This is a genomic window from Streptomyces sp. NPDC005648 (assembly GCF_040605395.1).
Classification (GTDB): domain Bacteria; phylum Actinomycetota; class Actinomycetes; order Streptomycetales; family Streptomycetaceae; genus Streptomyces.
The window spans coordinates 1-12,951 of sequence record NZ_JBEXCS010000026.1 but is presented as its reverse complement, the minus strand read 5'-3'; the positions used below and the strand labels follow the sequence as shown (position 1 = coordinate 12,951).

Sequence of the window (12,951 nt, the reverse complement as noted above, 5' to 3'; positions counted from 1 at the left end):
ACCTACGCACGAGTAGCAATGACTGGCCCCAACTGATCCCCCAATCAGTCGTTCCGCTCCGACCGATGGGGATTTCGCACCATCGGCACACGGTCGAGCCCGATCCCGAACCGCTCCCGATACACGTCGAGCACCTCCTCGTCCGTCCCCAACTCCCTTTCCTCGCGCGCCCCGTCGGCACCCGTCAGCTTGAAGGTGCGTCCGCTGAGCGTGATCCTGCCGCCGTCCTCCGTGACCCTGGAGCACACCAGCGACTGTGTGAAGTGCGAGGCGGGGGAGGTGCTGTGCCACCACGCCCCGGCCACGAAGTCACCGAGTTCCCGGGGCCGGGTCTCCAGGCGGTACTGCGGCACACTCCCCATGAGGACATCCAGGTCCGGCCCCGCCTCGACGATCCGGAACACCCCGCCGGGGTCCTCCTGCTCGCCCCGCTCCCCGAACGCCAGCGGATGATGACTGTGCGCCCCGAACCCCACGTCGGCCAGCCACTCGCCCCCGTCCACCGTCCGCACCCGCAGCGCGAGATGGTCGTACGGAATCCCGAGCCGCCCCTCGCCGCCGTGCACCCGAGCCGCCAGCGGCGTCACCTCGAAGCCCAGCGCGTCCAGCAACGCCCCGAACGCCCCGTTCAGTTCGTAGCAGAACCCCCCTCGTCTCGCCCCCACCACCTTGTCCAGCAGCCGTTTCTCCTCCAGCACGATCTCCTCGCCCAGATGGATGGACAGGTTCTCGAAGGGCACGGCCCGCAGATGACGCAGATGCAGTTCACGCAGTACGTCGGCGGTGGCCTCGGCGGGCCGCGGCGCGTCCTCGACTCCCAGCCGGCGGAGATAGGCATCGACCTGTGCAGAGTTCATGTCCTCAGTCTCGCGCCACGCCCAGCCTCCCGCCCGTGTCCGTGACGGCGAGCGCCCCGTCCCGGTCGGTCCGCAGCACCACCGCGCCCTCGGCCCGCAGCGCCTCGACCGTGCTCGGGGCCGGGTGCCCATAGGTGTTGTCCGCCCCGACGGAGATCAGCGCGATCCGTGGGGCCACCCTGCGTATCAGCTCCGGATCCTGGTACGCGGACCCGTGATGGGCGACCTTCAGCACGTCCACCCCGCGCAGCAGCGCCCCCTCCGGCGACCTCGACAGGGCCTGCTGGGCCGGGGGTTCGAGGTCCCCGAGCAGCAGGAGCCGCAGCCCGGCCGAGCGGACCAGCAGGGCCACGCTCGCGTCGTTGGGCCCGTCCGGCTCCGGTGCCGGGTCGGGCGGGGGCCACAGCACCTGCCAGGACAGCGCCCCGACGCGCCGCCGCTCCCCGGCGACGGCACGGGTGACCGGAATGTGCCGCGCCGCCGCCTCCCTCCGTACGGACGCGACCTGGTCCGCGGGTTCCTCGAACCCCGTCGTCTCGATCGCCCCCACCGACCGGCCCCGCAGCACTCCGGGCAGCCCGGCCACATGATCGGCGTGAAAGTGTGTCAGCACGACGAGCGGGATCCTCGTGATGCCGAGGGCACGCAGACAGTGGTCGACGAGCCTCGGATCGGGCCCGGCGTCCACGACCACCCCGCTGCCCTCCCCCGCCGCGAGGACGGTGGCGTCGCCCTGTCCGACATCGCACATCGCGAACCGCCACCCCGGCGGCGGCCACCCCGTGATCACCCTGGTCAACGGCGGCGGCCGCACCACCACCAGCACGAGCAGCGCCGCGCACACCCCGCACAGCCACGGATGCCGCAGCAGGCGCCGGCCGACCAGCAGGACGACCCCCGTGACCAGCGCGAGCAGCAGCGCCCCGCCCCAACTGCCCGGCCAGTCCATGGCCCCGCCCGGCAACGAGGCACCCGCGCGCGCCACTCCCGCGATCCACTCCGCCGGCCAGCTCGCGCACCAGGCAAGCGCCTTGGCCACCGGCATCAGCACCGGTGCCGTCGCCAGCGCCGCGAAACCCAGCACCGTGGCCGGCGCCACCGCTGCCTCCACGAGCAGATTGCACGGCACCGCCACCAGGCTCACCCGCGCCGACAGCACGGCCACCACCGGCGCGCACAGCGCCTGTGCCGCGGCCGCCGCGGCCAGCCCCTCCGCCAGCCTCGGCGGAACCCGGCGCCGCCGCAGTGCCTCGCTCCAGCGAGGGGCGAGGGTAAGCAGGGCACCGGTGGCCAGCACCGAGAGCAGAAAGCCGTAACTCCGGGCCAGCCAGGGGTCGTAGAGGACCAGCAGAAGTACGGCCGTCGCCAGCGCCGGGACCAGTGATCTGCGGCGCCCGGTCGCCAGGGCCAGCAGCACCACGGCACCGCAGGCCGCGGCGCGCAGCACGCTCGGGTCCGGCCGGCACACCACCACGAACCCGAGTGTCAGGAACCCGCCGAGCACCGCGGTCGCCCGCAGCGGGATGCCGAGCCGGGGTGCGAGCCCCCGCCGCTCCACCAGCCGCGCCATGCCCGGCGGCCCGATGAGCAGGGCGAGGATGATCGTGAGGTTGCTCCCGGACACGGCGAGGGTGTGCGCCAGATCGGTCTCCTCGAAGGCCTCGTCCAGCTCCGGAGTGATCCGCGAGGTGTCCCCGACGACCAGCCCCGGCAGCAACGCCCGCGCATCCGCCGGCAGCCCCTCGGTCGCCTCCCGCAACCCGCCCCGCAACCGCCCCGCGAACCGCTGCGCCGCCGACGGCCCACCCACGACCAGCGGCACCGCCTGTCCCCGCACCCGCAACACCCCGGCGACCCGATCCCCGCCGACCACAGCGGGGACGACCCGCGCCGGGACACGGACCCGGGTGGAGGGAAGCAGGTCCAGCCAGGGCGATCGGGGTCGCTTCGAAGAACCGGGACCCATGGGTCCTCCGGTTCCCATGGGACCCATGGGAACCGGAGGACCCGCCCCCGCCCCACGAGCGCCCACATCGACGATCACCAGCACCGGCGCCCGAGTCATGACGGCCGTCCCGGCCGCCCCCGTCACTCGCCGTACCTCCCCCTCGATCAGCACCGAGGCGGGAGCGGCGTGGTCCCCGCTGATCCGGGGGCGGGTGAGCCGTGGGTCGGAGGTGATCTCGACGTCGGCGGTCACCCGGGCGTACTCCCGCGCCAGCCCCGGCACGGGCCCCCGCCGCACATCGGCCCCGTGGAGCCCGACGGACACGGCGGCCGCGGCGACACAGAGCAGCACGGCGGCGACCGAGACACCCGGCCAACCCCCGCTCCGCCGCACGAACATCAGGGCACCCGCCGCGACCAGGCACCCCAACGCCGTCCCCGTCACCCACCCCGGCGTCGCGCCCGACATCAGCGCCGCCGTCCCCCAGGCCGCGAGCGCGGGCGGTACGAGTCGTAGGTCCGTCGGGCCCTCCTGTCGGGGGTGGGCGGCTCCCAGCCGTGCCGGGGAGGCGGCGTGGACGGCGGCTCGCTCGGCCGTGGGCTCGGACGCGTGGCTCATGGCCGCACCAGATCCCGTAGATCGGCGAACCTTCGGTCACCGATGCCGTTGACCTCGCGCAGTTCGTCCACCGAGCGGAAACCGCCGTGCTGGGTGCGGTAGGCGACGATGTGCTGGGCCAGCACCGGGCCCACACCCGGCAGCGTGTCGAGCTGGTCCACGGTCGCCGTGTTGAGGGAGACCGGAGCCGCGGGTGCCCCTGCCCCGGGCACGCCTCCTCCGGCTGCTCCTGCCCCTGGCGCGCTCCCTGCCGCCCCGGCGGGCCCCGGCGCCGGGGCCGCGGGTCCTCCGACCACCACCTGCTCCCCGTCCACCAGGAAGCGGGCCCGGTTGAGCCCCTCCGTGCTCGTGCCGGGCCGCACGCCACCGGCCGCGCGCAGCGCGTCGTCGACCCGTGAACCCGCGGGGAGACGATGGATGCCCGGGTGGCGGACCTTGCCGCTGACGTCCACGACGATCTCGGGTCCGGGCGAAGCCCCGGCACCCGGCAACCCGCCCCGCACTCCGCCCCGCATGCCACCCGACATTCCGCCCGAGGCCTCCGCCGCCGGCTCCCCGCTCGCCCTCCCCTCCCACTCCCCCAACGGCGCCGCCGCCCGCACCACTTCGGGCGCCGGGACCGACTGGGTCCGGCCCGTCCAGAAGTGCTGCACGGCGAACACGGCGGCGACGACGAGCACCACCCCGAGCGCCACCACACTCCGCCGCTCCAGCCCGCACCGCGTCTGCAACCACACCGGCATCCGCTCACGCAGAGCGAGCCCGGCCCGCACCCGCCAGGCGTCCCCCGGCCGCTGCCGCTCCTCGTCCCCCACGGGCGACTCCGGCGGCCCCGCCCCCGACTCCCGCCACTCCACGGCCCGTTCGGGGATCGGTGCCTCCGCCGGCTCGGGGAACGCTGCCTCCGCCGGCTCGGGGAACACTTCCTCCGCCGGCTCGGGGAACGCTTCCTCCGCCCGTCCGGGGAACAGCGCCTCCGCACGCCGACGGAGCTCCGCCGACGCCTGCCGGTCGCGGGCTCGGCCCCTCGCCGGCGGACGGCGGTGCCGAATCCGGCCGTCGGAGGCGGGAGCGCGGCCCGGACCACTGGTGGCGGCCACTGTGCGAGTACGTGATCGAAGTGCCATGCCCCGAGGATGAGACACTCGCCGCCACCGCGATGATCATGCTCAATTCCCGTGGACAACGACCCGGTTGTGGACAACTCCGTCACCCGCACGGATGACAAGCCCCGTGTGAGACGCCGTCAGGCACCTTGAGAACGCCGTCAGGCACCTCGGGCCACCGTCAGGCCCCCTGAGACGCCGTCAGAAACGTCAGCGCGGCGAAACCACAACCCCCAGCAACCCAGGCCCCGTATGCGCCCCGATCACCGCCCCGACCTCGCTCACATGCAGGTCGGCCATCCCCGGCACCCGCGCCCGCAGCCGCTCCGCGAGGGCCGAGGCGCGTTCGGGGGCGGCGAGATGGTGGACGGCGATGTCGACCTGTGCGTCGCCGGCGGCGTCGGCCGCGATCTCCTCCAGGCGGGCGATCGCCCTGGAGGCCGTGCGGACCTTCTCCAGGAGCTCGATCCGGCCGCCGTCCAGCTGGAGCAGCGGTTTCACGGCCAGCGCGGAGCCCAGCAGGGCCTGCGCCGCACCGATCCGGCCACCACGGCGCAGATAGTCGAGGGTGTCCACGTAGAAATAGGCGGACGTGCCCGAGGCCCGCTTCTCGGCCGCCGTGACGGCCTCGTCCACGGTGCCGCCGGCCTCCGCCGCCTCCGCCGCGGTGAGCGCGCAGAACCCGAGGGCCATCGCGACGGTCCCGGTGTCCACCACCCGCACCGGCACCGGAGCCTCGCGCGCCGCGAGCACCGCCGCGTCATAGGTGCCCGACAGTTCGGCGGAGAGATGGAGGGAGACGATGTCGGTGGCGCCCGAGTCGGCGACCTTGCGGTAGGTCTCCGTGAAGAGCTGGGGGCTGGGCCGCGAGGTGGTGACGGGGCGTCGCTTCTGCAGGGCCTGGGCGAGGGAGCGGGTGGAGATCTCGGTGCCCTCGTCCAGCGCCTGGTCGCCGAGGACCACCGTCAGCGGCACCGCTGTGATGCCGTGGCGCTCCATCGTCCGCGGCGGCAGGTAGGCCGTTGAATCGGTGACGATCGCGACATGGCGGGACATGAGCTGGAGGTTACCTGCCGTAGCGCCCGGACGGCAGCCCGGCCCCTCTCACCTGGTACGCCCTTGACCGGATCCTCACCTGGTCCGCCCGTGACCCGATCAAGTGGTGCTCTCCGGACGGGGTTTCTTCTGCCAGGGGTAGGTCGGGCGCCGCACCGGCGGGGTGATCGCGGCGCGCGTCGACTCCTCGGCGGGACGCGAGCGGGGTGTCTCGGGCCACGTCTGCTGGGCCGTACCGGCGTCGGTGGCCGGGGCCTCGGGCCAGGGCGGCGGGGTCGAGTCGGGCTCCGCGGTCGTCCAGTGCCGCAGGGCGCCGGCCTCCACGTCTATCTGGGCGCTCAGCGTGTCCAGGTCGTCGTCGGCGAAGCGGCGGGCCCGGTCGCGGGCCGCCCAGCGCAGGGAGTCCGCCGACCTCGTGATGCGCTCGGCGCGTGCGCGCAGGTCGGGCAGCCGCTGGCTGAGGGTGGCGCGGTCGGGCTCGGACTCCAGGCGCCTCAGCTCGCCGTCCAGTTCGTGGCCGTGGGCGCTGAGCCGCTGGAAGAGCCCGAGGGACTCCTTCAGGGACTCGTCGTCCTGCGCGCCCGTGTGCAGCGCGTCCTGGGTGGCGCGCATGGAGGTGCGGAGCTTGAGCCGCAGCTGGGCGACCTCGCTCACCGGGCCGGGCACGAAGGTCTTGGCGCGCAGGGTGTGGTCCTCGACCGTGCGCCTGGCCTGGTCGATGGTGCGGTCCACACCGCGCTTGGCGGCGCCGACGACCTTGACCGTGGCGTAGGCGCCGAGCGCCAGGAACAGCACGAAGAGCAGGGCGAAGACTGCGATCACTGCTTCCACCGTGCTCCTCCTCCAGCCCGTCGCGGCACATCCCGCACCGCTCTTCCACGGTAAACGAGACGGGCAGGCCCGAAGTTCCAGAAGAACCCCGAACCTGCCCGTAGGGGACTACCCCGAGACGCGCGCCCCGCCCGGTGGGCGGCTACGCCGTGACGATGTTCACCAGCTTCGGCGCCCGCACGATCACCTTGCGGACACCGGCCCCGCCCAGCGCCTTGACCACGGTCTCGTCGGTCAGCGCCGCCTTCTCCAGCTCCTCGTCGGAGATGGCCGGCGACACCTCCAGCCGCGCCTTGACCTTGCCCTTGATCTGTACGACGCAGGTCACGGTCTCGTCGACCACGTACCGCGGGTCGGCGACCGGGAAGTCCTGGTGGACGACCGAGTCGGTGTGGCCCAGCATGCGCCACAGCTCCTCGGCGATGTGCGGGGCCAGCGGGGCGATCAGCAGCACCAGCGGCTCGGCGACCGAACGCGGCAGCGGGCCGGCCGCCTTCGTCAGGTGGTTGTTCAGCTCGGTCACCTTGGCGATGGCGGTGTTGAAGCGCAGGCCCTCCAGGTCGTGGCGCACCCCGTCGATCGCCTTGTGCAGCGCACGCAGCGTGTCCTCGTCGGGCTCGGCGTCCACCACGGTCACCTCGCCGGTGGCCTCGTCGACGATGTTGCGCCACAGCCGCTGCAGCAGCCGGAACTGGCCCACGACCGCGCGCGTGTCCCACGGCCGGGACACGTCCAGCGGGCCCATCGCCATCTCGTACAGGCGCAGGGTGTCCGCGCCGTACTCGTCGCAGATCTCGTCCGGAGTGACCGCGTTCTTCAGGGACTTGCCCATCTTGCCCAGCAGCCGGGAGACCTTCTCGCCCCGGTAGTAGTAGGCGTCGCCCAGTTCCTCCACCTCGGCGGCGGGCACCGCGATGCCACGGCTGTCACGGTAGACGAAGGCCTGGATCATGCCCTGGTTGAACAGCTTGTGGAACGGCTCGGCCGACGAGACATGGCCCAGGTCGTACAGCACCTTGGACCAGAAGCGCGCGTACAGCAGGTGCAGCACCGCGTGCTCGGCGCCGCCGACGTACAGGTCGACACCGCCGTGCGGCTGCCCCTCGCGCGGGCCCATCCAGTACTGCTCGATCTCGGGGTCGACCAGCCGCTCGCTGTTGTGCGGGTCCAGGTAGCGCAGCTCGTACCAGCAGGAGCCGGCCCAGTTGGGCATGGTGTTGGTCTCGCGCCGGTACTTCCGCGGACCGCGTCCGTCACCCAGGTCCAGGGTGACGTGGACCCACTCCTCGTTGCGCGACAGCGGGGTCTCCGGGGAGGTGTCCGCGTCGTCCGGGTCGAAGGTGCGGGGCGAGTAGTCCTCGACCTCGGGCAGCTCCAGCGGCAGCATCGACTCGGGCAGGGCGTGGGCGACGCCGTCCTCGTCGTAGACGATCGGGAAGGGCTCGCCCCAGTACCGCTGGCGGCTGAACAGCCAGTCGCGCAGGCGGAAGTTGACGGTGCCCTCGCCGACGCCCTTGCGGGCCAGCCACTCGGTGATGCGCGCCTTGGCCTCGGCGACACCCAGGCCGTCCAGGGAGACGCCCTCACCCGTGGAGTTGACGATCTTCGCGTCGTAGGACGAGAAGGCGTCCTCCCATGTCGAGGTGTCCGTGCCGCGGCCGTCGGTCGGTTCGACGATGCAGGGGATCGGCAGCTCGAAGGCGCGCGCGAACTCGAAGTCGCGCTGGTCGCCGCAGGGGACGGCCATGATCGCGCCGGTGCCGTAGCCCATCAGGACGTAGTCGGCGATGAAGACGGGGATCCGCTCGCCGTTGACCGGGTTGGTCGCGTACGCGCCGATGAAGACACCGGTCTTGTCCTTGGCCTCGGCCTGCCGCTCGACGTCGGACTTCGAGGCGGCCTGCGCGCGGTAGGCGGCGACGGCCTCGGCCGGACTCGCGTGCCCGCCGGTCCACACGTCGTGCGTGCCCTCGGGCCACTCCTGGGGCGTGAACTTCTCGACCAGGGGGTGCTCGGGTGCCAGCACCATGTAGCTCGCGCCGAACAGGGTGTCGGGGCGGGTGGTGAAGACGGTGATGCGCTCGCCGTCGATCGGGAAGTCGACGCGGGCGCCCTCGGAGCGGCCGATCCAGTTGCGCTGCTGCAGCTTGATGGCCTCGGGCCAGTCCAGGGCGTCCAGGTCGTCCAGCAGCCGGTCGGCGTAGGCGGTGATGCGCATGTTCCACTGGCGCAGCTTCGCCTTGAAGACCGGGTAGTTGCCGCGCTCGGAGCGGCCGTCGGCGGTGACCTCCTCGTTGGCCAGTACGGTGCCCAGGCCGGGGCACCAGTTCACCGGCGCGTCGGAGGCGTACGTCAGGCGGTACTCGCTCAGGACGTCGGCGCGCTCGGCGGCGCTCAGCGCGTCCCAGGAGCGGCCGCCGGGGACGGCGCGCTCACCGGTCTCGAACTGGGCGACCAGCTCCGAGATCGGGCGGGCCTTGTCCGCCTCGTCGTCGTACCAGGAGTTGAAGATCTGCAGGAAGATCCACTGGGTCCACTTGTAGTAGTCCGGGTCGATCGTGGCGAACGACCGGCGCTTGTCGTGGCCCAGGCCCAGCCGGCGCAGCTGGGACTTCATGTTGCCGATGGCGGCCTCGGTGGTGATCCGGGGGTGCTCGCCGGTCTGCACGGCGTGCTGCTCGGCGGGCAGGCCGAAGGCGTCGAAGCCCAGGGTGTGCAGGACGTTGTGGCCCGTCATGCGCTGGAAGCGCGCGAAGACGTCGGTGGCGATGTAGCCCAGCGGGTGGCCGACGTGCAGGCCCGCACCGGAGGGGTACGGGAACATGTCCATGATGAACTTCTTGGGCTTGGCGGCCAGCTCGGGGTCGCCCGCCAGGTCACCCTTGGGGTTCGGGGCCGCGTAGGTGCCGTCGGCGTCCCAGACGTCCTGCCAGCGTGCCTCGATCTCGGCCGCCAGGGCGGCCGTGTAGCGGTGCGGCGCGGCCACCTCGACGGCGGCGGCGGGGTTCGTCTCGCTCATGGTCCTTAAGCTCCATCGATCGTCTCTGCCAGCGGCTTCATCGTTCCGGAAACGAAAAATCCCCTCGCACAGGAGGGGACGCCGCGCCGATTCCGACCATCCGGTTGCCGGTGGTCGGGACTGATCAGCGCGGCTCGCTAAGCAGAAGGCGTACGGCACGCATGCGGTTAGGGTACCGCAGCGCTTGAGCACGATGCGACGCGCTTGCGTATGGGTCCTTGGCACCGTCGCCACACCGCCGCCAGCCGACAAAAACTGAACACTGGTCAAAAAGTTACTTCGCGTAACACCCGCTTCCGGGACATCGCAACAATCTCGGCGTCCCTTGATAACAACGCAATAACTCAAACCTCGTACCGTTCGGTATGGAGCCACTTAGAGTTCGGCAGCGGGACCGCCTTCCCGAACTGCTTCGGAGTTGCCCCCATGAACCCTCGTCGTAGTAGTAACAGCTCGCTCCCCAAACCCGGCCGCTCGGCCTACGGGGTGGGGACGGGCCTTGTCCTGCTGCTCATACCCGTCGTCGTGTTGCTCGGAGGCGACTGGCTCCAGAACTTCCTGAACTTCGGAGCCGGCGTTCTGTCGCTCGTCTGCCTCACCAGCTCGTGCATCTGGGGCCTGGTCGCCCAGGACCGGCTGATCCTCAACATCCGCCAGCGGATCGTCGCCCAGGGAATCCACCGGGTGACGGCCGTGGCCTCGATCGCGTTCCTCTTCGTGCACATCGGAGTCAAGATCGCGCTGGACCACGCCGGCTGGGTCGCGGCCCTGATCCCCTTCGGCCTGGTGCTCACCGGCAACGGTGACGCCAATCCGGGCAGCGCCACCCTCATCGGCATGGGCTCGATGGCCGCCTACCTGATGATCTTCGTCGGCATCACCGGCGCCCTGCGCAACCAGTTCGCCTCCCCCGCACCGGTCGCGGCACGCTGGCGGGCCATGCACATGCTGGCCTACCCGGCGCTGTGCTTCGCGGTGATCCACGGCCTGTTCGCCGGCCGCCCCGCCAAGCCGTTCTTCATGATCTCCTACGAGCTCTGCCTGGCCGGCATCGTCGCGGCGATCGCCCTGCGCGCGGCCCCGCGCCCGTTCAAGCGGAAGGTCGCCGACCGCCTCGCCATGCTGCTGGGCAACGAGCCGGGCATGGCCCGCGGCGAGGAGCTCGAGGCCAGCCGCGCGCGCGTGGCGGAGGGCTCCACCTCCCTGCTCGGCTACGAGAACGCGCGCGCCCCCCGGCAGTCTCCCGCCGACACCATGTCCACGCCCGCGGGGTCCTTCTACGAGACCCCCGCCGCCCGAGCGATGACCCCGGAGCCCTCGAACGGCTTCGCCGCCGCCTACCGCGCGGTCACCCCCCAGCAGGGCGGTCAGCAGCCCTACGGCGCCGGCCAGACCGCCCGCATGGACCTGCCCATGGACATGCAGGCCACCGGCGCGGTCCCCCGGGTGGACAACAGCACCTCGGGCACCTGGCCGGTCCCCTCGCCCCCGCCGGTCGGCGAGGCGCCCCCGTCGGCCTACGACCCGATGCAGGACACCGGCTACAACAACATCCCTGCCTACGGCAGCCAGGGCACCGCCGCGTACCGGAACAGTGATGTGTACGACACCGGTGAGATGAACACGGCCTACGGCACGTACAACCAGAACGACACGTACAACAGCGGTCCCGCCAACGAACAGATGCCCGGTGAGTCCTTCGACGCGCCGGGTTCGGGCGAACCTTGGAACACGCCTTCCGGAGGCTATAGGTGAACGAGGCCCTGCCCGACGTCCCAGAAGTCCGCGTAGTCGGACTTCCGCAGCTCACGTCGGGCTTCGACCTTGTCGAGAGACTTGACCTGTCCATGCACCTGAAGGTGCACGGACCGCTCGAACCCCTGGGCGGCGAGCAGCTCGCCAAGCTCGCCGAGAACATCGGACTGAAGGGCCGCGGCGGCGCGGGCTTCCCCTTCCACAAGAAACTCCGCTCGGTCGCCGAGGCGGCGATCAAGCGCGGCGTACGGCCGGTCGTCGTCGTCAACGGCAGCGAGGACGAACCGGCCTGCCGCAAGGACACGGTGCTGATCAACCGTGCCCCGCACCTCATCCTGGACGGCGCCCTGCTGGTCGCCGAGGCCCTCGGTGCCCGCACGCTCGTGGTGGGGGTCACCCGGGAGTCGACCCAGCGCTCCATGGAGGCCGCGCTCGCCGAGCGCGGCCTGAGCAACGGCCGCCGCTCGGCCCTGAAGGCCTTCGTCCAGCGCAACCCGGTCCGCATGGTCACCGGCGCGGCGGCCTCGCTGATCCGCTCCATCGACGGCGGCCCGGCGATCCCGCCCGGCCGCAAGGTCAGCGCCTCGCAGAACGGCGTCGGCGGCGCGCCGACCCTCCTGTCGAACGCCGAGACCTTCGCCCAGCTGGCGATCGCCGCCCGCATCGGCCCCGAGCGCTACGGCAACACCGGCCTCTACGACGAGCCCGGCACCGTCATGCTCACGGTCTCCGGCGCGGTCGCCCGCCCGATGGTGATCGAGGTCCCCACGGGCGTGCCCCTGCGCTACGTCCTCCAGCTCGCCGGCGCCCCTCCGGTGCCGCAGGGCGTGCTGACCGGCGGCTACCACGGCAAGTGGATCGACGCGGCGACCGTCGACGAGGCGATCATCTCCCGCAACTCGCTGGACGCGGTGGGTGGCGCGCTCGGTGCCGGCGCGATCCTGCCGATCAGTCAGGAGACCTGCCCGCTGGGTGAGTCGCTACGCGTGGCGCAGTGGCTGGCCGAGGAGAGCGCGGGTCAGTGCGGCCCCTGCTACCTCGGTCTGCCGGCCGCCGCGCGCGGTATGGAGGACATCATCAACGGCGGCGGCCCGGCCGCCCTGGAGGCCCTCAAGCAGGTCGCCAAGAACGTGAAGCGGCGCGGCGCGTGCTCGCACCCGGACGGCTCCGCGATGTTCCTGGAGTCGACCATCAAGGCGTTCACCGACGACCTCGCCGCCCATGTCCTCGGAAACGGCTGCGGACGGCCCGTGGAGGGCGTTCTGCCGCTCTTCGAGGGCGGCAAGATGCCTACGGGCATCCCGGGTGGCGCGGAGGCTCCCGCGGACAACGGGGCCAGCCGCCAGAAGATCTACGTCGACTGGACGCTCTGCCGCGGCCACGGCCTGTGCGCGGACATTCTCCCGGAGGTCTTCGAACTGGGTGCCGACGGCTTCCCCACCGTCGCCCAGGCGCAGGTGCCGCGCTACGCGGAGGCCAAGGCGGTGCGCGCCGTGCGCCGTTGCCCCGCGCTCGCCCTGCGCATCGAGGAGGAGGCTCCTCGCGACCGGGCCCCGTCCCGGAACCTGCCGGTGCTCTCCCAGGGCCGCGGGCGGCGCGCGCTGGGCCGCTGAGCGGGGGCCGGGAGAGCCGGAGACACGAAGAAGGCGGGCCATCCGATCGGATGGCCCGCCTTCAATTTCTGTGGAGCTAAGGAGAATTGAACTCCTGACCTCCTGCATGCCATGCAGGCGCTCTACCAAAATATACGGTGCCAGCCAC

8 protein-coding genes are annotated in these 12,951 nt (G+C 72.0%); 2 read left to right on the top strand and 6 right to left on the bottom strand.

Annotated features, from left to right (window positions below; translation table 11 throughout):
- Positions 1 to 44: 44 nt before the first annotated feature.
- The 6 genes from ABZT17_RS17325 to leuS form a co-directional block, all read right to left on the bottom strand.
- Positions 45 to 857 carry an arylamine N-acetyltransferase gene (locus tag ABZT17_RS17325; protein ID WP_356349522.1) on the bottom strand — a complete coding sequence of 271 codons (813 nt, stop codon included), beginning with the start codon at positions 855 to 857 and terminating at the stop codon, positions 45 to 47.
- 4 nt (positions 858 to 861) lie between these two features.
- Positions 862 to 3,423: a ComEC/Rec2 family competence protein gene (locus tag ABZT17_RS17320; RefSeq protein ID WP_356349520.1), complete on the bottom strand. Its 2,562-nt coding sequence runs from the start codon at positions 3,421 to 3,423 to the stop codon at positions 862 to 864.
- The gene (locus tag ABZT17_RS17315; RefSeq protein WP_356349517.1) at positions 3,420 to 4,550 is read right to left on the bottom strand and encodes a helix-hairpin-helix domain-containing protein; all 1,131 of its coding nucleotides are present in this window, start codon (positions 4,548 to 4,550) and stop codon (positions 3,420 to 3,422) included. Before ABZT17_RS17315 ends, ABZT17_RS17320 begins: the two co-directional genes overlap by 4 nt.
- Positions 4,551 to 4,739: 189 nt before the next feature.
- Positions 4,740 to 5,585, bottom strand: a complete 846-nt coding sequence (locus ABZT17_RS17310; protein ID WP_356349514.1) for a DegV family protein — start codon at positions 5,583 to 5,585, stop codon at positions 4,740 to 4,742.
- A gap of 99 nt (positions 5,586 to 5,684) precedes the next feature.
- Positions 5,685 to 6,416, bottom strand: a complete 732-nt coding sequence (locus ABZT17_RS17305) for a hypothetical protein (protein ID WP_356349512.1) — start codon at positions 6,414 to 6,416, stop codon at positions 5,685 to 5,687.
- 142 nt (positions 6,417 to 6,558) lie between these two features.
- Positions 6,559 to 9,435 (bottom strand): leucine--tRNA ligase, encoded by a 2,877-nt coding sequence (gene leuS, locus ABZT17_RS17300; RefSeq protein ID WP_356349510.1) that lies wholly within the window; start codon positions 9,433 to 9,435, stop codon positions 6,559 to 6,561.
- 426 nt (positions 9,436 to 9,861) lie between these two features.
- Here leuS and ABZT17_RS17295 point away from each other — a divergent pair, with 426 nt between their 5' ends.
- On the top strand, positions 9,862 to 11,190 hold the full coding sequence (locus ABZT17_RS17295) for a cytochrome b/b6 domain-containing protein (protein WP_356349508.1): 1,329 nt from the start codon (positions 9,862 to 9,864) through the stop codon (positions 11,188 to 11,190).
- A complete protein-coding gene (locus ABZT17_RS17290) occupies positions 11,187 to 12,803 on the top strand; it encodes an NADH-ubiquinone oxidoreductase-F iron-sulfur binding region domain-containing protein (RefSeq protein WP_356349505.1) in 1,617 nt (538 codons plus the stop codon). Before ABZT17_RS17295 ends, ABZT17_RS17290 begins: the two co-directional genes overlap by 4 nt.
- Positions 12,804 to 12,951: the final 148 nt, after the last annotated feature.